The 23,477-nt window shown below is 48.4% G+C and carries 39 protein-coding genes and 4 pseudogenes; 32 read left to right on the top strand and 11 right to left on the bottom strand.

Features of this window, described 5'->3' with window-relative positions; genetic code table 11:
* Positions 1-28 precede the first annotated feature (28 nt).
* From HBM92_RS14495 to dicB, 5 genes are all read right to left on the bottom strand, one after another.
* Positions 29-1,147, bottom strand: a complete 1,119-nt coding sequence (locus HBM92_RS14495) for a phage integrase Arm DNA-binding domain-containing protein (RefSeq protein WP_000074983.1) — start codon at positions 1,145-1,147, stop codon at positions 29-31.
* Complete coding sequence (locus HBM92_RS14490; protein WP_000003742.1) at positions 1,116-1,385, bottom strand: excisionase; 270 nt, start codon at positions 1,383-1,385, stop codon at positions 1,116-1,118. Before HBM92_RS14490 ends, HBM92_RS14495 begins: the two co-directional genes overlap by 32 nt.
* 61 nt (positions 1,386-1,446) lie before the next feature.
* A complete protein-coding gene (locus tag HBM92_RS14485; protein ID WP_000102132.1) occupies positions 1,447-3,885 on the bottom strand; it encodes an exonuclease in 2,439 nt (812 codons plus the stop codon).
* 92 nt (positions 3,886-3,977) lie between these two features.
* Positions 3,978-4,166, bottom strand: coding sequence for a DUF1482 family protein (locus tag HBM92_RS14480; RefSeq protein ID WP_000199475.1), 189 nt, complete (start codon positions 4,164-4,166; stop codon positions 3,978-3,980).
* On the bottom strand, positions 4,163-4,351 hold the full coding sequence (dicB, locus tag HBM92_RS14475) for a cell division inhibition protein DicB (protein ID WP_000449175.1): 189 nt from the start codon (positions 4,349-4,351) through the stop codon (positions 4,163-4,165). The genes HBM92_RS14480 and dicB overlap by 4 nt, the downstream gene beginning before the upstream one ends.
* Before the next feature lie 575 nt (positions 4,352-4,926).
* On the opposite strand from dicB, the gene HBM92_RS14470 reads away from it, so the two are divergent.
* Complete coding sequence (locus HBM92_RS14470) at positions 4,927-5,121, top strand: hypothetical protein (protein ID WP_001295058.1); 195 nt, start codon at positions 4,927-4,929, stop codon at positions 5,119-5,121.
* 176 nt (positions 5,122-5,297) lie between these two features.
* On the opposite strand, the pseudogene HBM92_RS25860 reads toward HBM92_RS14470, so the two are convergent.
* The 5 genes and pseudogenes from HBM92_RS25860 to HBM92_RS14445 form a co-directional block, all read right to left on the bottom strand.
* A pseudogene (locus tag HBM92_RS25860) lies at positions 5,298-5,448 on the bottom strand (hypothetical protein); the annotation flags it as partial.
* Between the two features lie 11 nt (positions 5,449-5,459).
* The gene (locus HBM92_RS14460) at positions 5,460-5,612 is read right to left on the bottom strand and encodes a DUF1391 family protein (RefSeq protein WP_000380313.1); all 153 of its coding nucleotides are present in this window, start codon (positions 5,610-5,612) and stop codon (positions 5,460-5,462) included.
* A 291-nt stretch (positions 5,613-5,903) separates the two neighbouring features.
* Positions 5,904-6,182 carry a type II toxin-antitoxin system RelE/ParE family toxin gene (locus tag HBM92_RS14455; RefSeq protein WP_001303511.1) on the bottom strand — a complete coding sequence of 93 codons (279 nt, stop codon included), beginning with the start codon at positions 6,180-6,182 and terminating at the stop codon, positions 5,904-5,906.
* A gap of 1 nt (position 6,183) precedes the next feature.
* Positions 6,184-6,375, bottom strand: coding sequence for a hypothetical protein (locus tag HBM92_RS14450; protein ID WP_001302048.1), 192 nt, complete (start codon positions 6,373-6,375; stop codon positions 6,184-6,186).
* A gap of 20 nt (positions 6,376-6,395) precedes the next feature.
* Positions 6,396-6,767: a hypothetical protein gene (locus HBM92_RS14445; RefSeq protein ID WP_001169687.1), complete on the bottom strand. Its 372-nt coding sequence runs from the start codon at positions 6,765-6,767 to the stop codon at positions 6,396-6,398.
* Positions 6,768-6,864: 97 nt separating this feature from the next.
* Here HBM92_RS14445 and HBM92_RS14440 point away from each other — a divergent pair, with 97 nt between their 5' ends.
* From HBM92_RS14440 to HBM92_RS25855, 21 genes and pseudogenes are all read left to right on the top strand, one after another.
* Positions 6,865-7,167 carry a transcriptional regulator gene (locus tag HBM92_RS14440; protein WP_001556930.1) on the top strand — a complete coding sequence of 101 codons (303 nt, stop codon included), beginning with the start codon at positions 6,865-6,867 and terminating at the stop codon, positions 7,165-7,167.
* On the top strand, positions 7,164-7,589 hold the full coding sequence (locus HBM92_RS14435; RefSeq protein WP_000693943.1) for a toxin YdaT family protein: 426 nt from the start codon (positions 7,164-7,166) through the stop codon (positions 7,587-7,589). Before HBM92_RS14440 ends, HBM92_RS14435 begins: the two co-directional genes overlap by 4 nt.
* Positions 7,590-7,611: 22 nt before the next feature.
* Positions 7,612-8,574, top strand: a complete 963-nt coding sequence (locus HBM92_RS14430) for a helix-turn-helix domain-containing protein (protein WP_000095673.1) — start codon at positions 7,612-7,614, stop codon at positions 8,572-8,574.
* 6 nt (positions 8,575-8,580) lie between these two features.
* Positions 8,581-9,327 carry an ATP-binding protein gene (locus tag HBM92_RS14425; RefSeq protein ID WP_000788950.1) on the top strand — a complete coding sequence of 249 codons (747 nt, stop codon included), beginning with the start codon at positions 8,581-8,583 and terminating at the stop codon, positions 9,325-9,327.
* A 21-nt stretch (positions 9,328-9,348) separates the two neighbouring features.
* A complete protein-coding gene (locus tag HBM92_RS14420) occupies positions 9,349-10,119 on the top strand; it encodes a DUF1627 domain-containing protein (RefSeq protein ID WP_000450998.1) in 771 nt (256 codons plus the stop codon).
* Positions 10,120-10,134: 15 nt separating this feature from the next.
* Positions 10,135-10,557: pseudogene (locus HBM92_RS14415) on the top strand (DUF977 family protein).
* Between the two features lie 105 nt (positions 10,558-10,662).
* The gene (locus HBM92_RS14410; RefSeq protein WP_000072553.1) at positions 10,663-10,875 is read left to right on the top strand and encodes a hypothetical protein; all 213 of its coding nucleotides are present in this window, start codon (positions 10,663-10,665) and stop codon (positions 10,873-10,875) included.
* Between the two features lie 32 nt (positions 10,876-10,907).
* On the top strand, positions 10,908-11,126 hold the full coding sequence (locus HBM92_RS14405; RefSeq protein ID WP_000209148.1) for a DUF4014 family protein: 219 nt from the start codon (positions 10,908-10,910) through the stop codon (positions 11,124-11,126).
* Between the two features lies 1 nt (position 11,127).
* The gene (locus HBM92_RS14400; protein WP_000224233.1) at positions 11,128-11,391 is read left to right on the top strand and encodes a hypothetical protein; all 264 of its coding nucleotides are present in this window, start codon (positions 11,128-11,130) and stop codon (positions 11,389-11,391) included.
* Between the two features lie 10 nt (positions 11,392-11,401).
* Complete coding sequence (locus HBM92_RS14395; protein WP_000207966.1) at positions 11,402-11,545, top strand: hypothetical protein; 144 nt, start codon at positions 11,402-11,404, stop codon at positions 11,543-11,545.
* Positions 11,523-11,879, top strand: a complete 357-nt coding sequence (locus tag HBM92_RS14390; protein ID WP_000403778.1) for a hypothetical protein — start codon at positions 11,523-11,525, stop codon at positions 11,877-11,879. Before HBM92_RS14395 ends, HBM92_RS14390 begins: the two co-directional genes overlap by 23 nt.
* 93 nt (positions 11,880-11,972) lie before the next feature.
* Entirely contained in the window at positions 11,973-12,155 is a 183-nt protein-coding gene (locus HBM92_RS14385; RefSeq protein ID WP_001224662.1) for a hypothetical protein, read from the top strand.
* On the top strand, positions 12,148-12,324 hold the full coding sequence (locus HBM92_RS14380; RefSeq protein ID WP_000753058.1) for a hypothetical protein: 177 nt from the start codon (positions 12,148-12,150) through the stop codon (positions 12,322-12,324). Before HBM92_RS14385 ends, HBM92_RS14380 begins: the two co-directional genes overlap by 8 nt.
* Positions 12,321-12,710 carry a hypothetical protein gene (locus HBM92_RS14375; RefSeq protein WP_001556926.1) on the top strand — a complete coding sequence of 130 codons (390 nt, stop codon included), beginning with the start codon at positions 12,321-12,323 and terminating at the stop codon, positions 12,708-12,710. Before HBM92_RS14380 ends, HBM92_RS14375 begins: the two co-directional genes overlap by 4 nt.
* A gap of 683 nt (positions 12,711-13,393) precedes the next feature.
* Positions 13,394-13,549, top strand: a complete 156-nt coding sequence (gene hokD, locus HBM92_RS14365; protein WP_001443235.1) for a type I toxin-antitoxin system toxin HokD — start codon at positions 13,394-13,396, stop codon at positions 13,547-13,549.
* 166 nt (positions 13,550-13,715) lie between these two features.
* The gene (locus HBM92_RS14360) at positions 13,716-13,994 is read left to right on the top strand and encodes a hypothetical protein (protein ID WP_032141837.1); all 279 of its coding nucleotides are present in this window, start codon (positions 13,716-13,718) and stop codon (positions 13,992-13,994) included.
* Position 13,995: 1 nt separating this feature from the next.
* Positions 13,996-15,045 (top strand): DUF968 domain-containing protein, encoded by a 1,050-nt coding sequence (locus tag HBM92_RS14355; protein WP_001265310.1) that lies wholly within the window; start codon positions 13,996-13,998, stop codon positions 15,043-15,045.
* Positions 15,046-15,057: 12 nt separating this feature from the next.
* A complete protein-coding gene (locus HBM92_RS14350; protein WP_000904110.1) occupies positions 15,058-15,417 on the top strand; it encodes a RusA family crossover junction endodeoxyribonuclease in 360 nt (119 codons plus the stop codon).
* Positions 15,418-15,425: 8 nt separating this feature from the next.
* Positions 15,426-15,980 carry a DUF1133 family protein gene (locus HBM92_RS14345; protein ID WP_000640021.1) on the top strand — a complete coding sequence of 185 codons (555 nt, stop codon included), beginning with the start codon at positions 15,426-15,428 and terminating at the stop codon, positions 15,978-15,980.
* Positions 15,981-16,204: 224 nt separating this feature from the next.
* Positions 16,205-16,402, top strand: coding sequence for a hypothetical protein (locus HBM92_RS14340; protein ID WP_000917765.1), 198 nt, complete (start codon positions 16,205-16,207; stop codon positions 16,400-16,402).
* A 14-nt stretch (positions 16,403-16,416) separates the two neighbouring features.
* Positions 16,417-16,491, top strand: a complete 75-nt coding sequence (locus HBM92_RS25855; RefSeq protein ID WP_214277461.1) for a DUF3927 family protein — start codon at positions 16,417-16,419, stop codon at positions 16,489-16,491.
* Positions 16,492-16,786: 295 nt separating this feature from the next.
* Here HBM92_RS25855 and HBM92_RS14330 read toward each other — a convergent pair whose 3' ends face one another.
* Complete coding sequence (locus tag HBM92_RS14330) at positions 16,787-17,122, bottom strand: anti-adapter protein IraM (protein ID WP_001443236.1); 336 nt, start codon at positions 17,120-17,122, stop codon at positions 16,787-16,789.
* Positions 17,123-17,382: 260 nt separating this feature from the next.
* Here HBM92_RS14330 and HBM92_RS14325 point away from each other — a divergent pair.
* The 10 genes and pseudogenes from HBM92_RS14325 (at position 17,383) to HBM92_RS14280 (ending at position 23,296) form a co-directional block, all read left to right on the top strand.
* Positions 17,383-19,345, top strand: a pseudogene (locus tag HBM92_RS14325) (DUF6645 domain-containing protein).
* Positions 19,346-19,481: 136 nt separating this feature from the next.
* The gene (locus HBM92_RS14320) at positions 19,482-19,664 is read left to right on the top strand and encodes a DUF1378 family protein (protein WP_001304601.1); all 183 of its coding nucleotides are present in this window, start codon (positions 19,482-19,484) and stop codon (positions 19,662-19,664) included.
* 37 nt (positions 19,665-19,701) lie between these two features.
* A complete protein-coding gene (locus HBM92_RS14315; RefSeq protein ID WP_001556910.1) occupies positions 19,702-19,947 on the top strand; it encodes a DUF826 domain-containing protein in 246 nt (81 codons plus the stop codon).
* Between the two features lie 76 nt (positions 19,948-20,023).
* Positions 20,024-20,239: a class II holin family protein gene (locus HBM92_RS14310; protein WP_000284506.1), complete on the top strand. Its 216-nt coding sequence runs from the start codon at positions 20,024-20,026 to the stop codon at positions 20,237-20,239.
* 4 nt (positions 20,240-20,243) lie between these two features.
* Positions 20,244-20,579 (top strand): annotated as a pseudogene (locus HBM92_RS25385) (YdfR family protein); the annotation flags it as partial.
* 591 nt (positions 20,580-21,170) lie between these two features.
* Entirely contained in the window at positions 21,171-21,704 is a 534-nt protein-coding gene (locus HBM92_RS14300) for a lysozyme (protein ID WP_001092866.1), read from the top strand.
* Between the two features lie 156 nt (positions 21,705-21,860).
* A complete protein-coding gene (locus HBM92_RS14295; protein ID WP_001446668.1) occupies positions 21,861-22,043 on the top strand; it encodes a hypothetical protein in 183 nt (60 codons plus the stop codon).
* 14 nt (positions 22,044-22,057) lie between these two features.
* Entirely contained in the window at positions 22,058-22,189 is a 132-nt protein-coding gene (locus HBM92_RS14290) for a hypothetical protein (protein ID WP_001280932.1), read from the top strand.
* 11 nt (positions 22,190-22,200) lie between these two features.
* Positions 22,201-22,659, top strand: coding sequence for a lysis protein (locus HBM92_RS14285; protein ID WP_000947131.1), 459 nt, complete (start codon positions 22,201-22,203; stop codon positions 22,657-22,659).
* A 310-nt stretch (positions 22,660-22,969) separates the two neighbouring features.
* A complete protein-coding gene (locus HBM92_RS14280; protein ID WP_000830178.1) occupies positions 22,970-23,296 on the top strand; it encodes a TonB family protein in 327 nt (108 codons plus the stop codon).
* Positions 23,297-23,477 lie beyond the last annotated feature (181 nt).

The raw sequence follows: 23,477 nt of genomic DNA, 5'->3' as shown, positions 1-23,477 counted from the left end.
TGGTGACGGATATTCCATATGGTGTTTGTCAAATAACCAACTTAACCCATTCCTGACCTCGAGTATCGTTATAGCGATCGGTGGTTGCCTGGACTTTATGTCCTAGTAATGTTTTTGTATCGATACCCTGTGCACGGTACAGCCGTTCTGATAGAGAGCGTTGTTCATGAAATGTTGGCGGAGTTTTTCCTGCTGGTGGAATTATCCCAGCCAGATCCCGTGCTTTGGCAAAGTAGTCGCTCAGGTTGTCTTTACTCATCGGCTTCGGTTGTTTCTGGTGCCGACTATGGATTAGATATGGACTTAATATTCTGTCTCGGCACCCATCAATAACTTCTTTTAACGTTATCCCAATGGCATCACAGCGTAGTGTAAGCGGTAACGCCAGACGCATTCCGGTTTTTCCCTGGGTGATATGCAAGTGTTCGTTCCACACATCTGAAAAACGCATGTGGCAAATGTCATCACGGCGCTGACCAGTAACAATCGCAAGAAGCATTGCGTTACGGATAAAGTGTTTTTCAGGCGTTGCATTGTAAATTTTTTGCCAGTCTTCCATGGTGAGCCTGGCTCTGGTTACTTTAGGGATCGGTTTACGGGTAGCCTCCGGAGGATTCCATCCAGGAGGAACTTCCCCTGCATGCTGTGCTTCTTTATAAATATCAACCCATAATCCACGATTTACTCTCGCTGTGCTGACCATGTCTTTATCCAGCCACTCATCCAGTATTAATGCAAAGTCTCTTACTTCCAGTTCTTTCAATGGGTGGTTTCCCAGACGGGAAACCAGGTATGCAGCCATTCGAGTTTTTTCTTTGTGAGTTGTAGCTGCAATATCTCCATTTTTCAGTCGCGTGTCCTGTATTTTCAGATATCGATCAACCCATGCCTTTAATCTGATACCCCGACGTTTTGTTGCTGACGGACTTTCATCAATTTTGCGCATGAAATATTCAGCTTCTGCTGCAGCTATTCGCTGATTGGCTGTGGAAGCGATTTTTTCTGCCTTACCTTTGTCTGTTCCGAGTCCGTGAAATTTTCCAGTCACAGGATTTTTATACTGGTAGTAAACTCTGCCAGTTCTGCGATCAAACTTTTCGTAAAGACCGGCTACGTCAGTGCTGTTTTTTCGTGGCCTCGGTGACATGAGTTAAAATCTCCTTCAGTGCATCATCATCGCCAGTATGAATTTCCGGCGCAATTCCCGTTTCACCAGGCCCAACAAATACTGCTCGGCGATCTATCAGCCAACGCCCACGAATTTTTTGTGGTCTTGGAACGATGTATCCTAGTTTTCCGTATTTCACCAGGGTAGTGTTTGTTATTGGGAGACTGAACCGTTTTGGTTTCCACTCGTCGAGCGTTATCAGGTACTGTTCGCTCATGGCTATCACTCCGGAACGCGCCAGTTGCAGAATATCAACGACAACTGGCGACGGTTGAACATTAAAAATCAGCCTGACTCGGGATCAGTTTTTGCCAGATAACTGAAACGTATTTTGCCTGGTAACGGGCGTCATCAAGTGCATTATGGCGCTCACCTTCGAATGGAATAGCCGTTCTGGCATCGAAGTCTATGGCTTTCCCCAGCTCAACGATTGTGCGTACATCTCGATCGTTGTAGTAACGCCACGGGCAGGGGATCCCCTGCCGTTCGTATGAACGGCGCAAAATCGTGTTGTCGAAGTTGGCTCCATTTCCCCAGACCTGAACAAAAAATTCACCGGAGTTTTCGTCGATAAATTCCCGCAATTGTAACAGTGCATCATCTAACGGGATTTCATCGGTCATAATGGCAGATTGCGCTTCGCGTGATTGCTTAAGCCACCATTTAATGGTGTCCCGATCAATGACCCCGCCAGCAGTTTCCAGATCGATAGTCTTACTAAATTCCGGTCCCATATCTCCGGTTTGCGGATCGAAAAATATTGCACCTATTGAGATGATCGGGGCATCAGGATTTTTTCCCATGGTTTCAAGGTCGATCATTAGATGGTCACACGTCCTGCTGGTGGATGTGATAACATGATGACCGTTCACCGTAATTAAGGGATCTGCCGTCTCGCCAGTTTCACTATCGCTGGCGTGATCCTGAGCGCTGCCAGCATTCTCCTTGTGTGGATGTTCAGCGCCTTCCATTTCCTTCGGATCATTTTCCTGAACTTCAACCTGATTCTCTTCATCGAATGTTTCCTGGTATGTTGCGTCGCCCATCACCGCGCCACAATCAGGGCAGTTGCCGCCGCCGGTCTGACCGCAGGCGGTGCAGATCTTTTCCGGTTCCTGTTGCACTACTGGTTCAGGTTGTTTCGTTTCTGGCTCGTTTTGTAACGCATTTGGGCTGTTTTGTTCCGCTTTCTGGTCGTTCTGTTCCGATTCTTGCTGGTTCTGGTTTACAGAATCGCGGGTTTCAATCCCCTTTACCCATTTCGGATCATTCGGGTCGCTAATCCCTGCAACAAATTCTCCGCGAGAGGCAGCAAGCAACTTATCGGCGTCAGGCTGGCTGATATTGGCTGCCTGCATAATTTTGTTTACTTCGTCAGCGGTAACTTTTACCTGTGACTTGTCATCCAGCGGCTGCGGGTCCTGATGATGTTCAACTGTATCCGCTGCCATTGTTTCAGCCGTTGCCTGTTCATCTGCCATTGCGCCAGATGGTTGCGGGTTATCTTCATCATTTTTTTCTTCTTCTGTTTTGCACTCAGCAGCCAGTCCGCCGTTAATTTCTTCCAGGATATCTTTTTCCGGTGTATGCCGGGCAGCCATGAGCGTTTCAGCTGTGGGATTCTCGTGATCAGTTTCTGTCAGGTTGGCATTGATATACCCCTGAAGGCGCCCCGGGTAGTGATAAAACTCAGGGTGGGCGCTTCGGATAAGTGCAAAAATAGCTGCGCGGGAATAGTCCAGGATACCAGGGGTTGCGCGAAGTGCTGCGGACCATTCCCTGAACGGACTTTCTTTTTTCAGGACGATTTCTTTTGCGCGACGATAAACGCTGCCCGGAATTTCATAAATATTAAAATCCATCGGAAGTGTGGCTGCTGCAATCTCCACATCCAGCGCATCGAAGGTGTGTACTAAATTCGGATTGCGATCGGTTTTGTTCCCGCCACCGGCATTTGCACCGGAAGCCGTACGGGTGATACGCGAAACACGATTTCCTTTCATCCACTCTTTTGTCAGCAGACCCCGATCAGTGTAATCAGCGTCCAGGTATGCCTCGAAAAAAGCAGTTATCAGTCCCAGGTCTGAATTACCGGGATTAGGGAAAACTTTGTCAGTGTCGCGTACCAGTTTGTGAAGGTCGCGAATCTCCAGCGGGTCGAGCAGCTTTGTTTTGTGAGAAATGGCCAGGGCAGTAACAGCCGGCAGTTCTTCCGCCCGTGCTATATGTAATGCCTGAAGTTCTTCCCGTGCAACGTGCGTTACTGGTTTTTCGCTGCTGTGTTGCGCAAGCCAGCGAATGGGCAGCTCCTGACCAGAAACCGGCAGGAGCATATTCTCCTCAATCTCCGTCATGTCTTCGCCGTTGACGTTGGTATTGTCAGTACTGGCTGGTTTCTCCTGCACGGAGGGAGAGGGCGCGATAAATACCATTGTAATGCCATCTTCCCCGCCTTTTTCGTATCGGTTGCAGAATTCGGTATCAAACACGCCTTCAGGTGGAAGGTCATTCACAACGGGTAAATGGACGCGAACGGGTTTTTTAAAGTCGTCTTCATCATAATCGTTGTCATCCATTGCGGTAATGCAGCGGGAGATGGCAACAGATAATTTTTTTGCTGTAGTCCAGTAAAAACCACCTTTAATTCCCAGACGTTTTCTGACTTTGTCATTTTTTGCTTCGCAATATAGCGCAAATTCTTCTTTATCAGTGCTCATTGATAAACCTCATTACAGATTTAAGGGTGAACAAATCCCTGCCATTGCTGGCATTTTTAATCCGTTGGTATGGTGTTAATATGGCTGGAGGGTTATCCAGCCGGTGTTTCGTTATTCAGGTACAGCGATACTTTTTTTACCGGGAGGCATTCACCAGAAATTTTTTGCTCGTCTCTTGCCTGGAGGCAGGATTCTTTACTGGCATAAATTCCGGTAATCACATTCTGTGATTCACCCGTTATAAGAAAAACCGTCATCATCAGTGCAAATGCTGAAGTCATTGACGCTCTCCGAAAATACCAAGTTCAAGAAGAGCAATTCGGGAAAGTATGGAATTATCATTGAGCAGATAAGGCTCATATTTCCTCATATTAATGGCATCTTCAGTAAACTCCCGGTTACTGAGCAGAACACCAATATCAAAACAACCTTCAGACGTATTAACGTTTGGTAATAACGTTTCCATTATCGCGTCCTCAACAATGAATTTTGTGATGCAGTGCCTGGTGCCTCCAGGTGACGTTAACCAGTTAACAATTAACGCCGGGTTAGTTGATGCTCGTTACGCCAGTAAAAGACCGCCTTACTGCTTTAACTGTTCCGCGTGCGCTCAGCCGCATTCACCGCATCACAAAATTCACTTTAAAAAGGGCGGCAGAGCAGTCACGGAGTAAAACTGATACCGCCAAACGTCACCAGAAAATTGATAACAGAGGGCGTTGCAGCGGGGTTGTCACTTAAGCGTATGGTCAACCTGACAACCCGGTGTCCTCAACGGGGGAAGGAATAACCCCGCCATACTTACCGCCGCGCCATTTCGCGGATTGCCACAACCGGAAGCGCACGGTCGACGAAAATTTAACGACAGGCTATCTATGAACCAGCTACCTCGCCGTACGCTTTCGCGTTATGGTCTGACTTTTCAGGGAAATATCCTTTCAGTAAACTGTCAGTGCCGGATTCTTATCCGTGTCCGGCGCACGACCACACGCTGTCACGAGAGGTCTCCATTCTCAACCAGTAACCTCAATGGAGGATAAAATGTCAGAGCAGGAGTTAAAACTTGGTGCATGTTATTGTGTTCTCAAGGAGCTGGTACACATGCTTCCATCTACTCAGTATCAACAGTTAGTTGGCAATTTAAATCAGCGAATCGAAGCTATGTTAAAATCTGATGGTTTTAATAACGTAGAAACGCTGATGCTAAAAAGATATCTTGATGGATTAATCAGATAACATTTTTTTACGGCGTTCATATTCGTTAATATTTATGAAGCCTGTTGCCAGAAGCAGTTCGTTAATTTCATGGTTGTTTGGCTGTTTCTGGCTCTTTGAACTGGGATCTTCCACTTCTTTTTCTGCAAATTGTTTTGCTGTATCCTCTGTGCCATGGATATTTAAAGCTGTATCTGAAAACAGCCCAGTAAACGCATCGCGCACATTGCGAGCCATATTATCAGTGTCTTTTTTTGTTACCGATTCCAATTCAAGTTCGTTCAGACGATGACGAAGTGTGTGTGCTGCAATCTCCTGGATTGAAGGAGGTAAATCTTTAAATTCCATCGTCAACCTCATCAGTCAGTGTTTCTTGCTAACCAGCGATGCGCACCAGCTGCGGTTTTAAACGTTTTACTTTTGGTATACGTCATCGCGGTGAAGGTGCCGTCCTGGTTAGGGAACACACCGCATACCAGAGATTCGTTGTTGCCAAGATTGAGCGTATCCATGTTGACCTCATTTCCCCTTAACGCCGGGGTAGCGGAACAAAAAACCTGCTGCGCTGTTATACAAAGTGTTCCCGCCGTCATGTTCATACGCCTCGGGCTGGCTACTTAACCCCTGACCACTGCCGGGTAACTCGAAGTATTTCCCTGCGTTCTGTGGGGCGGGGTGGGTTGGTATTTTTAGTTTAATAAACATTAAACTTAAGTCAAGTAAAAACTAAACCGCGGGGCATAACAAACACAACGCTTTTGATAAAGTCGTTGCGGTTGTTATGTTTCTATTGGTAGTGAAAGTTAGGGAAACTGGCGTCTTGCGTGGATCACGTTTACTACTTCAACGCTTGATGTTGTTACGCGGTATAGAATTATATAGTTAGGGTGGGCTACAATCTCACGCAAGCCAGGTACTCTGTCGCTTGGTGGGTATAAATACGGATGTTCGGATAACGGCAGCACACAACCCCTTAATCGCTGCCATAAGCGTTCAGCCGCATCTATGTCGAAACGAGCAATATAACTAGTTATATCATCTAGGTCGGTATCTGCGCTTTCAAGCCATAACACGGGTAACATTTTACTGCTTGCTCCGTTCCTTACGCATCTTAGCAAAGCGTTCTGCCATTCTGCGCTCAACTTCGTCATGGGGAATTGCTGGGCGCGGATCTGCAAGGCTCGTTGCTACTTTCGCACGCAGCCATTCGTTGTAACTGTTTTCTTGTTCAATGGTTTCAAATTCAGAAACCATTGGTGAAAGGGCTCTATTCATGTTTCCTCCGGTTTTATAACTCAGGCGCGGCGGCATTTTTGCGCCGCAATCCATCTCGCTATGAGATCTTCCATTGATTCTTTTTTCTGCTTTAACTCGCTGATTATCTGGCGTTGCTCATCCTCAGGGAAGGCTGAAAAAATCTGCAATAATTCCAGTTGATTAGACGTTAACCCTGCATGTGGTGGAGAAACCCCCGGTTGTTCTGCGTATTCCGCATCCAGATACCCTTCCGGCATCCCGTATGTTTGCTCTATTCTTCTGGCAGCCTTTTCTCCAAACGAGGCTCTCCCACTCATTAGTTGAGATAGGTAGCTCTTCTCTTTGGGTGGCAGAGTTTTATCTTTAAACCACTCCTTGAGACGTAAACGGCGAATTTCTTTTTTTTGCATGTGGTAATTATCTTTAGTAATCACTAAACAAGCAAATACTTGACTTAATGGTTTATTAAACACTAAACTCGCAAAAAAACACTAAACCGAGGAAGGTATGACATTAAAAGAGTTTATTAAATCATTAAGGGTTGGTGATGCTAAGAAATTCGCGGCCAGACTTGGTGTATCGCCATCTTACTTATCGCAAATGGCGTCTGGACGAACAGCTATATCTCCAACCCGCGCCCTTATGATCGAATCTGCGACGGAAGGCCAAGTAAGTAGGGCGGAGCTACGACCCCATGATTGGGAGCTTATTTGGCCTGAGTATGCGAGCGGCATTCGTTTGGGGCAAACACATGTAGTTCATGCTGAAGGTGATTGTAGTACATGCTTATCTGATGGAGTTGATTCATGAAAATCAAGCATGAACACATCCGCATGGCGATGAATGTCTGGGCGCATCCGGACGGCGAAAAAGTACCGGCTGCGAAAATTACCAAAGCGTATTTCGAGCTGGGAATGACGTTCCCGGAACTGTATGACGACAGCCATCCGGAAGCCCTGGCCCGTAATACCCAGAAAATTTTCCGTTGGCTGGATAAAGACACCCCTGATGCTGTTGAAAAAATGCAGGCTCTGTTACCGGCGATCGAAAAGGCGATGCCGCCTTTGCTGGTGGCCCGTATGCGCAGCCACAGTTCTGAATATTACCGTGAGATCGTCGAACGGAGGGATCGGCTGGTGAAGGATGTCGATGATTTTGTTGCGTCAGCGGTTGTTTTGTATGACCAGATGAATCGCGGCGGCCCGGCAGGGAATGCTGTGGTGATGCACTAAAAGCACGGTGTTCGGGGGTTTTATGAGCAGCAAGCTTCATGGTCTTGTCTGGGAAGGGTGCGCCTTCACCGGCATGATCTTATCCAGGGTGGCGGTTATGGCCCGTCTTGCAGACTACAGCAATGACGAGGGTGTGTCATGGCCTGCCATTGAAACTATCCGGCGTCAGATCGGTGCAAGAAGTGAATCCACAGTGAAATCGGCTATTGCAGAACTGGCGAAAGAGGGCTGGCTGACGAAGGAAGAGCGTAAGGTCGGTGGGCGTAATGTAAGCAATATCTATCGGCTTAATGTGGAAAAACTCGAAGCAGCTGCGGCGGCGGCGCGTGAGTCATATAAACCGAAAAGAAAAATTAGCCCGGCAAAAAATGACCCGTTAACAGTTGACCCGTCAAATATTGACCCCTCAACGGTTGACCCGTCAAATTTTGATGGATCAACTGTTGATAAAAAACTGCCGATTAGGGGGGCGATGATTGACCCCGATCCGTCAGTATTAAAACCTGATCCGTCAGATAAAAGATCTTCTTGTCCGGACGCTTCGCAACCGGACCCGCAGACGGCTGAACAGGATTTTTTAACCCGACACCCTGACGCGGTTGTGTTCAGTGCGAAAAAACGCCAGTGGGGAAGTCAGGAAGATTTGGTGTGCGCACAGTGGATCTGGGGACGAATCGTGAGTCTTTACGAGCAGGCGGCCAGCTATGATGGCGAGATCACTAGACCGAAAGAACCCAACTGGACAGCATGGGCCAATGACGTTCGCACAATGCGGATGCTGGATGGCAGAACTCACAGACAAATTTGTGAAATGTTTGGGCGTCTCCAGCGGGATTCGTTCTGGGTAAAAAACATCATGAGTCCGGCAAAACTCCGGGAAAAATGGGATGAACTGGTTATCCGCCTGGGGCGTTCGCCTGCGCAGCGTTGCGTGAATCACATTTCTGAACCGGACACTGAAATACCGCCGGGATTCAGGGGGTGACGTGTCATGAAAAACATTGCGGCAGTTGGGGTTCTTGAACGTATTCGCAGACTTGCACCACAGGGGTCGGTTCCACCGTACCGGACGGTGGAGGAGTGGCGGGAATGGCAACTTGCTGAAGGACGAAAACGCAGCGAGGAGATTAACCGCCAGAATCGCCAGTTGCGGGTGGAAAAAATCCTGAATCGTTCGGGCATCCAGCCTCTGCACAGCAAATGCTCGTTTGCAAATTATCAGGTGCAGAACGACGGGCAAAAATACGCGCTGAGCCAGGCCAAATCCATAGCTGACGAACTGATGACCGGGTGCACGAATTTTGTGTTCAGCGGTAAAACCGGCACCGGGAAAAATCACCTTGCAGCGGCGATGGGCAACCGGCTGATGGTGAAGGGGCGCAGCGTGATTATCGTCACCGTGTCTGACGTCATGAGCGTGTTGCATGACAGTTACGACAACGGCAAATCCGGGGAAAAATTTTTACAGGAGCTTTGCGGGGTTGATTTGCTGGTCCTGGATGAAATAGGCGTTCAGCGGGAGACGAAAAACGAGCAGGTGGTATTGCACCAGATAATTGATCGCCGGACAGCATCACTGTGCAGTGTCGGGATGTTAACAAACCTGAATCATGCCGCAATGAGTACGCTTCTTGGTGAGAGGATTATGGACCGCATGACCATGAACGGTGGTCGATGGGTGACGTTTAACTGGGATAGCTGGCGTCCAAATGTCAGCAATATGAGGGTTGTGAAGTAATTTTGTCCGGAGGAAATTTTAATGGAAACCGTATCTGACGCACTGAAAGCACTGAAAAAAGCCTCTTCACATGTGGTGGCAGCTCGCCTTGGAATCAGTCGTGAAGAGGCTGTCAACGAGCTGTGGGAACTCAAAAGAAAAGGCGTCGTTGATAAAACTGGTCACACCTGGTTTCTAGCTGGCGAAGGTGAATCCCGGGTAACCGAAGAGCGGCCAGTAAAATCTGAAGCACAGGATATGCTGACCGGGGAGGTCGAACAAAAAGTTACCGCAGACATGATGATTGAGTTTATCGGTCAGGATGGGGCTAAAACGTGTGAGGAACTGGCGGGTAAGTTCGGTGTCAGTACTCGCAAGGTTGCTTCCACGCTGGCGGTGGTAACCGCAACGGGGCGGCTGGCACGCGTTAATCAGAACGGTAAATTTCGTTACTGCATGCCGGGCGATAATTTACCAGCAGAGCCGAAAGCCGCTCTGGTAACGGAAAGTGATGGTAAGGCCTTTCCTCAGCCAGCAGGTGCTGCGTTACCAGTCCGGGAAGCCGCAACACAGGAAGAAATTAAAACAGAAACTGTGGCGGACATTGTGCAGCCGTTGCCATCGTTTACCGAAACGCAAGCAGATGAGCTGATTTTTCCGTCCCTTCGCAGGGCAAACCTGGCGCTGCGCAGGGCGAAAAGTGATGTTCAGAAGTGGGAGCGAGTCTGCGCCGCGCTGCGGGAGCTGAACAAGCACCGGGATATTGTTCGACAGATTACTGATTCTTCCCGCCGTGTTGTATCGGAAAAGTGATTGCCGGAGGCGCTTATGGCAAAAGTATTTACACAAGAAGAGCGGGAAAAAATTAAAGGGCAGGTTGTTGAACTTGTACGTCTGAGCGGTCGCGAGACGTTGCGGCAACTGGAAGCCAAGACAGGTGCGACAAGATATCTGATGAGTGTTCTCGCCAGAGAGCTGGTTGCCAGTGGCGATGTATACAACTCTGGTTACGGGTTATTCCCGTCTGAACAGGCGCGTAAGGACTGGCAAAACGCCCGCAAAAAACTCTCAAGGGCAAATCTGAAGAAACCATCTGTGGTTGATCCTGACCTTATCTGGTCATTACCAGACGGAGAAATACGCCGCTACGACAGGCGTTAAAACATAATCTGTAGCGAGTGCCGGAAGAGCGAAGCTATGCAGCGTGTACTGGCTTTCTATCAGGGTAATTTTCAGAAGGTGCTGTTGTGAGCCAAATTAACAATCGGAACTTCGTGAAGAGAAAGCATAATCCAAATCTGAATAATTAAGTTCAGCACTGTAAATAAAATTTAATCCTTAACTGGAGGTATATCTATGTCAAATACACAGAAAATTATTAACACTGAAAAATATAACGAGTGGGTGAAAAAATTCTCTGAGCAGATTTTTAAAATTACTGGCGACGAGAATGTGGCAAAAAATGAATTAGAACCGTGGACACCTGAAGGAAACGCACCAAATTATTGCTGGTGGGAGGTTGATCCGGTTGATGCTGCAAATGAAGCCATGAGTTACCACAACGATTAATGTCGGGAGGCCGCCCGAAAGGGCGGTAAGAAATGACTACATTATTCAGAAAAGAATATCCGCAAAAAAGTAGGGCAACAGAATTTTTGTTTCTCATTCTGTTTATCGTATTGATGATACCGATATCCCCTCTAATTTTTGTCTGGGCAATCGGGAAAATAATTGAGCCAGTTACTGAATTGTATACCGACGTTGTATGGGCGTCGTTCAACACACTGCACAATAAAATTAATCCGTATAAGGAAAACTGATATGGCAACTTTGACAAAAAAAGAACGGGCATGGTTGAACGAATTACAGGAAGTTCTTGATCGCTGTCCATCACCGAAAAAAATTGGCTTTTACACCATTGGCGATAAAAGCATTTACCTGTATGACCTACGCCGCATGGATGAAATCATGGAGGCTCTTGATAATCGTTCGTCGATGGATTGGTGTGTTGCTGTTCATGATATGAATGCAGGGTTTGATGAAAAGATTTTGTTCCCCTCATCAGTTGAAAGCACTGCGGGTTAAGGAGTAACACATGACCACTATTACCAAAGAACGTATTGAATTGTTCATTAAATTTTCAGGAGGCGGTACTGTGAGTGAAATTAGCTATCAGGCTTCAATTACCGCTGGCATTCGCATCAAAGGAGAGGAGCATGGAAATAAAACCAGAGGATGAGTTAAGCAATATCGTTTTATTTCCGGTAAAAGAGGATGACCCTCGTAATCAGGTTAATTTTCTTTATGAGCCATCGGAAAGACCATATTGTCATCACGCCTCTGTCCGGGTTGACGAAAAAGAGCGTCAGGTCCGCTGTAAAATCTGCGGTGCAGTTGTGGAGCCATTTGACTGGATGCTCTCTGTGGCGAAAAGAGAAACCAGACTGGCAGATGATGTAAGGCACTTGCGCCAGGAGGAGCGGGAAAGGCGAAAAAATATAGAAAAGCTAATTCAGATTGAGCGTAACGCGAAAGCGCGGATACGCAGGGCGACAAAATCCAGAACTGAATAATTAAATTTAGCTCTGTTAAAAATTTAATCCTTAACCGGAGGGATTTCTGCACCCTCAGAACATCAGGAGGCCGCCCGAAAGGGCGGTAGTTAAATGCGAAAGTTTAAAATAATTATTGAAACGGGAATAGCCGGTGGAGATTTCGAGGATGAATTCGAAGTGGATGATGATGCGACGCCTGATGAAATACATGACGAAGCAAAAGATATTTTCTTTAACTACTGCAATTACTCATATCACGAAATAAAAGACGAAGAGGAAGAGCAAAATGGCTGATTTTGGTTCAACTAAATACAACGTCAGTTTTGAAGCATGGCATGAACTGTTAATGGACTATGCAGAGTTACGTGGTGGCAGTGCTGCTGATGCTGAAGCATGGCGTGATGATTATGAAGCAGGAAAAACTCCGGTCGAAGCATATTGTGATGAGTGGGGCGATGAATGAGCGAGATTAATTATCAGGAAGGGCATGAAACGGCAGGGCAGGCAAAACCAGTTGCATGGCGATATCGCTACGTGAAAAAAGACGTTACAGACTTTCAGGGGAAGCCGTGGGCTGGTGACTGGAAATATGTACCGACAAAAGAGGATTGTAACGACAGGCCGAACTATGAAATTCAGGCCTTATTCATCGGCCCGCCAGTCCCGGTGACATCAGAAGGACTGGTTAAAGCCGTGCGCTTTTATGAACAGGTAAAGCGTGAGAATCCGCCAGTCGAAACAGGAGCATGGAAGGATGCTGTTGACTGGGTGCTCAGAGAGGCCTGCTGCGCTGCCATTCTGGGTAAGCCGACAATCCACCAGCATCCGGCAATCAGGTTAGCGAATTAACAATGTGGGTTAAACGACTGGTCAGTCAACTGAAAAAAGCTCAGCCGGACTGCAAATTACCGGAGAAGGCGATGGATTACCTGAAACGAAATGGACTGATAAGCGTGGAGGATGTTTTACGATGAATATTTAGACTAAAGAGTTTGTAACGCTATGTAAGTGATTTTTTCTGGTTTAGATATTTATATGTCCGGCCAAATTGAGGTGTGTTTAAATGTTATTGCACATTGATTGTAGGGGGAATAATGAAAAACGCATTGCAGTTTTTGTTTGTTGCGTTCTGGTTGTTCGCATCATGTATGCCCATCATCTTCACAGCAAGGTATATGGAAAAAATTGATGTTTTGATATTAATGTTTGGACATATAAATGCCCTTTTTTTAGGGGTGTTCATGGCGGTCATGTGCATTGAATACTGGCGGTAAATACAGCGAACGCCATTGGTTTAGTTGGATATTTACTGTGCCGGACAAAAACGGTTTGCGGGGAAATCTTAGTTAAGTAGAATGACTGCGGGTGCTTGAGGCTATCTGTCTCAGGCATGAACACCAAAAGGCAGATAGAGAAAAGCCCCAGTTAACATTACGCGTCCTGCAAGACGCTTAACATTAATCTGAGGCCATATCTATGCGACACATAGAGATTAGCCTCTTACGGACCGAAAGGTCAAGGAGAAGCAGGCTATGAAGCAGCAAAAGGCGATGTTAATCGCCCTGATCGTCATCTGTTTAACCGTCATAATGACGGCACTGGTAACGAGGAAAGACCTCTGCGAGGTACGAATCCGAACCGGCCAGACGGAGGTCACTGTCTTCACAGCTTACGAACCTGAGGAGTAAGAGACCAGGCGGGGGAGAATCCCTCGCCACCTCTGATGTGTCAGGCATCCTCAACGCACCCGCACTTAACCCGCTTCGGCGGGTTTTGTTTTTTCCTGGCATTCTGGTTTACAATTCGCACGCCAGCCTGAACAACTGGCACCTGCTGCGCCAGCAGAGACAACCGATGGCGCACGATACCAAATTACACAATTCTGATGATTCTGCCGTCTTTGCCAGCAGGCACGGGCGGTGTTCCCGCACTTTCAAATCTGACTGGTTCCAGCATCCCCCATGCACTGAAGAACAGGCCGAGTGGCTAATTCAGTGCTACCGCAGACACGGATACGAGATTAAGAAAGCCCTCAGCCTCGATTATCGTCACTGGATAATCTCCGTCAGGCTTCCTTACTCCGAACGCCCACCGCGTCCGTCCCGCACATTCCAGCAACGCATCTGGAGGTAACGTGCGGGTATTACTTCGATCTGTTCTGGTACCGGAACTCGGGCTGGTGATCGTTAAGCCGGGCCGTGAATCCATGCCGGTATTCCACAATACCCGGTTACTGGTGGAGCCGGAACCGAAAAGCATGCGTAATCTGCCGTCCGGGGTCGTTCCTGGCGCTCGCCAGCCGCTGGTGGAAGACAAAACATTGCTGCCGTTTTTCAGTAACGCACGGGTGATTCGTGCTGCTGGTGGTGCTGGTGCATTGTCTGACTGGCTGTTGCGCCATATTAAATCCTGCCAGTGGCCACACGGCGATTATCATCACAGCGAAACCGTCATTCACCGTTATGGTACCGGCGCAATGGTGTTGTGCTGGCACTGCGACAACCAGCTGCGTGACCAGACATCCGAATCACTCGAGCAACTTGCTCATCAAAACCTGTCAGCATGGATGATTGACGTCATCGGTCACGCAATAAGCGGTACGCAGGAGCGTGAATTATCTCTGGCTGAATTATCCTGGTGGGCGGTCCGCAATCAGGTGGCGGACGCGCTACCGGAAGTGGTATTACGTCGTTCGCTGGGGTTGCGTGCGGAAAAAATCCGCTCAATGTACCGTGAAAGCGACATCGTACCGGGAGAGCAGACCGCCACCAGCATACTGAAACAGCGCACAAAAAATATTGCGCCGCTGCCTCACGCCCACCAGCAACAGAACCCACCACAGGAAAAGACGGTGGTCAGCATTGCCGTTGATCCTGAGTCTCCGGAATCTTTCATGAAACGACCTAAACGTCGCCGCTGGGTTAACGAGAAATACAAACGCTGGGTGAAGACACAGCCGTGTGCGTGTTGTGGTAAGCCAGCCGACGATCCCCATCACCTGATTGGTCATGGTCAGGGCGGAATGGGGACAAAATCTCACGATATTTTCACGCTACCGCTGTGTCGGGAGCATCACAACGAGCTTCATGCGGATCCTCTGGCGTTCGAACAAAAGCATGGTTCTCAGGTTGATTTAATTTTTCGTTTTCTTGATCACGCCTTTGCAACTGGCGTGCTTGGGTAAAAGAGGTGACTGATGCTCATAGATTTGGTTTTACCTTACCCGCCGACGGTGAACACTTACTGGCGACGCCGTGGCAGCACATATTTTATCTCGGAGGAGGGAAAGCGTTATCGCCGGGCTGTGGCGCTTATTGTTCGCCAGCAGCGGCTGAAATTAAGCCTGTCCGGAAGGCTGGCGATAAAGGTGATTGCAGAGCCACCGGATAAGCGTCGTCGCGACCTGGACAATATCCTGAAAGCACCGCTGGATGCGCTGACGCATGCGGGAGTGTTAATGGACGATGAGCAGTTTGATGAAATCAATATTGTAGGTGGTCAGCCAGTATCTGGTGGACGGCTGGGTGTGAAGATTTACAAAATTGAGAGTGAGTGAGCGTAAATATGATATATCCGGAAATTACAGGCAAAAGCGGCGAGCATTTACGTCTAAAAACGCTGGAAGCAGTCTGGATCCAGGGGAAATTACGGATGTGGGGGCGGTGGTCGTATATTGGCGGCGGTAAGACGGGAAATATGTTCAACCAATTACTGACCTCTAAAAAGCTGACAAAAACGGCAATTAACGAGGCGCTCCGGAGGATGAAAAAAGCTGGTCTGGACAAACCTGAACTTGAGGCTTTTTTGCGGGATATGATCAACGGCAATCAAAAAAGCTGGCTGGCACATTGTACCGATTCAGAGGCGTTAATAATCGACAGGGTTATTGGTGAAGTCCTGGCAGGCTATCCCGGGCTGCTCAATGTCCTGAGTCAGCGTTATGTGGGGCGGGGGATGACTAAGCGCAAAATGGCTGAACTGCTGAATGATGCACACCCGGAATGGAGTTTAAGAACCTGTGAAAGACGCATTGAGCATTGGCTAAAGGTGGCAGAATTTATTTTGTACAAACCAATGGTTATGGCTTTTGGTATAGAGAAAAAAGTTATTGCTTTTTGACGTAAAAACTGCTTCAATTCCGGTACGCTTCGCAAAGCTGTACCACGAGGCGAATAGCAGACATGGACATTTGAAAGAGCCCGCTTTTTGCGGGTTTTTTTATGCCTGAAAAACGGCACAGAACATTAAACGCGCTGGTGGTTGCGAATACCGGTCTTTCAGCTTGCTGGCTTTTCCGACTAGAGTTATTGGTATGTTACGTTAACCAGAAAAGGGAAAAAGACATGCTAAAACAGCAGGATATGACCGAAACCGCCAGAGTGGTGTTTAATGAGTTAAGCGTCACCGAACCGGCGACAGTCGGGGAGATTGCACAGAATACTTACCTTTCACGCGAACGCTGCCAGTTAATACTGACCCAGCTTGTTATGGCGGGTCTGGCAGACTATCAGTTTGGTTGTTACAGACACCTTCAGTCCTGAAGGCTTTTTTATTTGTGGTAAATGGGCGGCTGGTGGGTGTGGTGGTTGTTGCTTTCCCGTTGCTGAAAAAGAAAACGCCAGACTGTTAGCCGGGTATCAGTTATCTGGAGAAATTTTTAAATACCTCACAATTCAGGCGGTTGACTGTTGTCTGGTTTGCGGGGAGTTTGTTAAAAGAAACTGGCATGGTGAATCCCCCTGTGCGGAGGGGCAATCAGCAACTGGTGTTTTGTCACCGACCCTTATCCTTTCTGTGCGGGTTCAGGTGCTGATACTGAACTCACCGGGAGGCACCCGGCATCATGCAATGGCACATAGCGCCACTCTCCAGCCCCTCTCCGGAGGGGCTGTTTATATTGATTTTGTCAGATGTGAGTAAACTCCTTATGGACTTTGTTGTTTTAGTCCATAAGGACATATTTGCAGAGTGCAACGGTTATTAAAGCATTCATTCAATACGTTATCTGTATTTGTAGGACATTCCTGGCTGTTTTTGATTAAATTCCAGAATGTTTTATTGAATGGTACTACGTTGTAAATGGTTAAAGGTAGCACTTTGTTATTGAGCATGATACCTGTGTGAGTCAGTGTAAATATACTTTCAGGAGGTAAGAAAGCATCCGATTGATACCAGATTATTAATTTTATTTTACTCCATATGACTGAAAAAGATATTCCGCATGATGGCTGGATAACTGTATCAATCACAATCCACTTCATTTAGTTTCCTTGTTTATGTCTTGCTGGTGATGTTCTGAAAAGTATAAATGATATTTTTGAATGTAAACCATAGAGCAGAATTATTTTTCTGATGTTGTTTATTGTTTATTTAAATGCAGGGTGGTTTATATCTCGTCTTGTAGTTTATCCATGCATATCTGCTTGATGATGAGGTTTTTATTTAAGGTATGGTTTTGTGTTTTTTCTGTATTACATGTCAGGTATTTTAAAGAATTATTTTTCAGATGGTGGAAAGAACCATGGCATTTAAACACTATGATGTTGTCAGGGCGGCATCGCCGTCAGACCTTGCGAAACGACTGACACAAAAACTGAAGGAGGGGTGGCAGCCATTTGGCAGTCCGGTGGCCATCACGCCTTATACCCTGATGCAGGCCATTGCGGCGGAAGGTGATGTCACCACACCTGTGGTGGTGAAGCCGTCGGATGGAGAAGGCGCAGTTATCAGCACCACCAGCAACCCGGAGTATTACTTTGTTGTTGCCCTGGCCGGGCAGTCAAACGGTATGGCGTATGGTGAAGGGCTTCCGCTGCCGGAGACATATGACCGTCCGGACCCGCGTATTAAACAGCTGGCGCGTCGCAGCACTGTCACGCCGGGTGGTGCGTCCTGTAACTACAATGACATTATTCCTGCGGACCACTGCCTGCATGATGTTCAGGATTTGAGTAAGTTTTCACACCCGAAAGCCAGCGCAGCTCAGTATGGATGCGTGGGGCAGGGATTACATATCGCGAAGAAATTGTTGCCGTTTATTCCGGCGAATGCCGGTATTCTTCTGGTTCCGTGCTGCCGTGGTGGTTCTGCATTTTTGGCTGGCGATGAAGGTACCTTCAGCGAATCCACCGGCGCAAGCGAGACCTCGGCACGCTGGGGTGTTGATAAGCCACTGTACAAGGACCTGCTTACCCGTACTCAGGCCGCACTGAAGGCCAACCCTAAAAATATTCTGCTTGCAGTGGTCTGGATGCAGGGCGAGTTTGATTTGAAACAGGGTGCATACGCCACTCAGCCGGGGCTGTTTGATTCCATGGTGGAAAAATATCGTTCTGACCTGTCGGAATTCGGAGGTCAGTGTCTCGGGGGCTCTCCGTCATCGGTTCCCTGGATTTGTGGCGACACGACCTACTACTGGAAGCAGACTTATTCTTCGCAATACGATGTGGTGTATGGTGCATACAAGACGAAATCCGCAAAAAAAATCTTCTTTGTGCCGTTTATGACGGATGAAAACGGGCGAAATGTGGGTACCAACGAGCCGTCAGAAGATCCGGATGTTGCGGATATTGGGTATTACGGAGCCGGTGGTCGAACGGACGCCAAAACCTGGACGACGGCCGACCGTAAAACGCATTTTGGATCATGGGCACGTCGTGGGATTATTTCCGACCGTCTGGCAACGGCGATTCTTGTGCATGCCGGGAGAAACGCTGAATTCATTACCGGAAAACAGCCTGATACGGTGAAGCCCACCGGACCTTCCGGTGAAGGTACGGAGAGAGAGCCGGAAGCCCCGGTCAGTAACCGAACCCTGATGAGTCTGCTGGCGTCCGGCGAAGACCTGGCATCACAGGGCTGGCGCTATTATCACAAACCGGCGAGCGGAGACAATGTTAACAAAAACATTGCTGAAGCGGTGGTCAGTGATGCGGGGGCTACGGGAGGTAAGGCCCTGCAACTGAATAAACCGGAAAACCACATCTGGTTTCTGGAGCATGATGCAGCCGGACAGGGAGTGGAGTTACTGAAGAAGGGGGGGACGTGTGAGCGTACGGTTTAAGTTGCCGGGTTCACTGGTGCCGAATCAGTTTGCCCTGGGCATTTACTGGCAGTTGTCGTCCCTGCCGGAGGGAGTGACGCTGGCAGAGGAAGGCAACGACATGCTGATGTCCTTCTTCCTGCAGACGGATGCGACGAACCTGAACGCGATGCACCACAAGAAGCCGAATGCGAAGCTGGATACGTTCGGGGTCTTTGATAACGGATGGCACACACTGGCTTTTGAGTTTGCCGGAAACAACAGCATTCAGGTGACGCCGGTACTGGATGAGAAACGGGGGACGCCGTTCACACTGGTGAAATCTCCGGCATCAGGGGCGGCGGACAAACTGCAACTGACAGGCATATCAAAGGCGGCGACATATACGCTGCTGATTGACAGTGTGAAGGTGGAAGTGAACAACGCGGATGCCGCGGCATGATAAAAAAAGGCCGCCAGCGGCAGGAATGGAAGCTGGCGGAGGTAATCCCAATGGAGAATGTAAAGAAAAGATGCTTTCGTATATCGGTTTTTTAAATGAAAACAGTTCTCATTGTCAACCATAACGGTAAGAAATTATGACATTTATTCATCAGGTGATGCTGTACTTCTGTACGGCAGTCTGTGTTATGTATCTTCTTTCGGGTGGGTACAGGGCAGTGCGCGATTTCTGGCGCAGGCAGATTGATAAAAGGGCCGCTGAGAGAATCAGCGCCAGTCAGTCAGCCGGAAGCAAACCCGAAGATCCGCTCATTCCGTAGTCACTTTCTTGACAACACCTTTCAACGAGAAAATCCCATGTCAGAAATCACATCCCTGGTCACTGCTGAGGCAGTGAAGGAAGTCCTGCGCTCTGAAGAAGTCCTGAGCGTACTGAAACAGAAACTCCGCCAGAACCTTGAGGCGCGTCTTGATGCAGAAGTGGATGCCATTCTGGATGAGCTGCTGGGCGTACCAGCGGTTCCGGAGCCGGAAGGTATCGCGGGTGACGGGAGTGCTTCAGATGGCGGTGAACCCACACCTGACAGCGACATGATGATGTAAGCCTGCGCAAGGGACCATCGGTGTGTGCCGGTGGTCTTTATATTGTTGTGAGCTTCCGGATAACGGGAGACGGGGTATGTACCAGATGGAAAAAATCACAACAGGTGTGTCATACACCACGTCAGCGGTGGGAACGGGCTACTGGTTCCTGCAGTTGCTGGACAGGGTTTCCCCGTCTCAGTGGGCGGCAATAGGCGTGCTGGGGAGTCTGCTGTTTGGGCTGCTGACGTACCTGACTAACCTGTATTTCAAAATCAAAGAGGACCGGCGTAAGGCGGCGCGGGGAGAGTAAAGTGATGAATAAAAAATATGAACTGGTTGTTAAGGGGATAAATAATTACGGGGATAAGGTTACTGTTACTGTGAAGCCGGAAGGTGACGGGCAAGCGTCGCTGTTGTTGCCAGATGTGGCGATTAGTCTTGACCGTACTGAAGGTGCCACGCTGGAGTTTTACGAAGCTGAGGCGAAAAAGCAGGCGAAGCAGTTTTTCATGGATGTTGCTGCCGGGTTATGTGAATGGAACGAACCGTTGCCGGAAAAGCGCCCCGTAATTTTAGAGGCGCAGGATGTGTTGATAACCTACAAAGGAAAGCTACCGGGAAGAATTACTTGTTCTCTGAAGATGCCGCCGTCAACACTGCGGTCAGAAAAAGATGATGTTGAATCACGTATTGAAAAACTGGAGAGCTACGTCGTTGAGCTGAATAAGAAATGGTCGATATTGGTGCCTTCTGGCGATGAAAAGCAGTTTGCTGCGTTTGACGATTATTGTCGGAAAGTGATGAGCAGAAATCTCGCAGAGTGTTTCAGTATTCATAATGATAATTTCAGTGAGCTGGAATGGGAGTGTAACCGGCCATCCTTTGTTGTATCCGGTGATGCTGGGAAAATAACCATCTCAGAAAATGGGAAAGTAACACCTCCATCGCACCAGCACAGTGAGGAGCTCATTGAATTTGCCATTGATTACCTGAAGAACAATAAAAAGCAGGGGCTGATGAAGCGCGTTGGCCGTTGCATGGGATATCTTCAGGTAGCCGCTGAGATTGAAGCGCTGGCCAGTGGTGCTGATAAGGATGCAATTGTGCGGGAGGCTCTTCTTCGTGATTTTAATACTCCACCCTTTAAAAAAGTGCCGGCTTACTGGCTTCATCCGGGGCTGACTTATCTTAAAGTGCGTATTTAGTGGGCCAGGGACAGCGGCTGAATATTTAATATATCCATGAACACCAAAATCAAATACGGCCTGTCGGCTGCCGTTCTGGCGCTGATTGCCGCTGGTGCGCCTGCGCCTGACATTCTCGACCAGTTTCTGGATGAAAAGGAAGGCAACCACACCACAGCATACCGTGATGGTGCAGGTATCTGGACCATCTGCCGTGGTGCCATCATGGTGGATGGCAAACCTGTCGTTCCGGGCATGAAGTTGTCGAAGGAAAAATGCGACCAGGTTAACGCCATTGAGCGTGATAAAGCGCTGGCGTGGGTGGAGAAAAACATCAGAGTGCCGCTGACCGAACCCCAGAAAGCGGGGATCGCGTCATTCTGTCCGTACAACATTGGTCCCGGTAAGTGTTTCCCGTCGACGTTTTACAGACGAATTAATGCAGGTGATCGAAAAGGTGCCTGCGAAGCGATTCGCTGGTGGATTAAGGACGGTGGCAGAGACTGCCGTATTCGTTCAAACAACTGTTACGGTCAGGTATCCCGTCGCGACCAGGAGAGTGCGCTGGCGTGCTGGGGAATTGACAGATAAGCAGAATATTTTGCTGAAAAATGCGGTTTGCTCACGCGGGCGGATAACACGAAATCCTGCGAACTGGCGAAACGTAAGTGAATAAAAGTAAAAACCCCGTTTGTTGGCACCAAGCGAGGTTTTGTGTTTCTGACCTTGAGTAAGGCAAGGGAGAACATGGCGAAGTGTAAACGAATTCTGTTGAGGTTGACTATGAAAAATGGCCTTGAACTGAAAGCGCCTGTAACTGATGACATCAGCAGAGCACTGGCTTTTGCCATTAAGTGGGTGGCGGTCGGTGTTGCTGTGTCCCCGATGCTGTATGGGCTGGCAAAACTGGTCATTGCGTTGAAATCGTGAAGGGAGGATTAAGCATGTCAGACAAACTCATAACGCTGGCGAAGATCCTCTGTGTAATTGTCGGCATTTCATTTTCACTAATGCTGGTTGCTCTTTTTCTTTCCATGGCCTGGATGATGTTGTCTTCGTCGGGGTTGCTGGGGTGAACATAAACCGAATGCTTTCCGCGTTTATCGTTATTCTGCTGGTGGCCTGTGGTGCGCTGTGGATGGCAACAGACCATTACCGTGATAACGCGATTACCTACAAAGCGCAGCGCGATAACAAAGCCAGTGAACTGAAGCTGGCGAACGCAACCATTACTGATATGCAGGTGCGCCAGCGCGATGTTGCTGCGCTCGATGCAAAATACTCGAGGGAATTAGCCGATGCGAGAGCTGAAAATGAAACTCTTCGCGCTGACGTTGCCGCTGGTCGTAAGCGCCTGCGGATCAACGCCACCTGTCCAGGCTCCGTGCGTGAAGCCCCCACCACCTCCGGCGTGGATAATGCAACTGGCCCCCAACTGGCAGACACCGTTACACGGGATTATTTCACCCTCAGAGAGCGGCTGATGACGATGCACAAGCAACTGGAAGGGGCACAGGACTATATCCGCACTCAGTGCCTGAAATAAGTTTTGTTGATGCGCCGTATCGTCGCTATATTCCCTCATTAACAGAGACCGCAGCCCGACAGGGAGACTCCTCTGCGCGAGTGTGCGGGGATAATTAAAAACGATGCACACCGGGTTTTTACCGCGTTAATGATTCGCGGGTTTATCCCGGTGCGATGGTGGAAGAAACAGGAAGCTGTATTACAGAAAGTGCTACTACTGTATCCCGATGCGATGTATGTAATGTGAGTCAGATAATGGCACAGGATGTGGTGATGTGGCAGTCTGGAACACAGGATATATTGTCAGAATAAGACCCGTAGGAATAAAAATGAAAAGACGCCTTTTACTACTTTTTCTGTTATCTGTCCTGGCAGTGGGATGCTCGCAGCAAAAAGCTGATGAGCCCCGGCAATTAGTGACGGTGTATCCACGATATCCGGAATATGCTGCAGCAAATTATATCAAGGGGCTGGTTGAGGTTAAGTTCGATATTGGTGCTGATGGGACTGTGACACGGATCGTTTTTCTCCGCTCAGAGCCTCATAATTTGTTTCGTGATGAAGTGGTGAAGGCCATGGCGAAATGGCGATTTGAAAAGAATCGCCCCTGTCAGGGAGTGAAGAGACAATTTATCTTTACGCCGTCACGTCCTTGATGCTTCCAGGTAGAGAGGGGCTGGAAGCAGGAGAAAAATGAAAGAGCCAGCGGTTATATTTTTGTCATGGCTGACGAGGAATGATGGAAGAAGGCGTTGTATGCCACACAACGCCTCACTGTTCATTTCTTCTTTTTCTCTGGTGGAACCCGATGAATAAGAGTTGCACTGGTTTCCGATG

It is taken from the genome of Escherichia sp. E.sYA108, from assembly GCF_011754335.1.
Taxonomy (GTDB): Bacteria; Pseudomonadota; Gammaproteobacteria; order Enterobacterales; family Enterobacteriaceae; genus Escherichia; species Escherichia coli.
The sequence above is the reverse complement of the archived record's forward strand: the minus strand, read 5'-3'. Positions and strand labels throughout refer to the sequence as shown.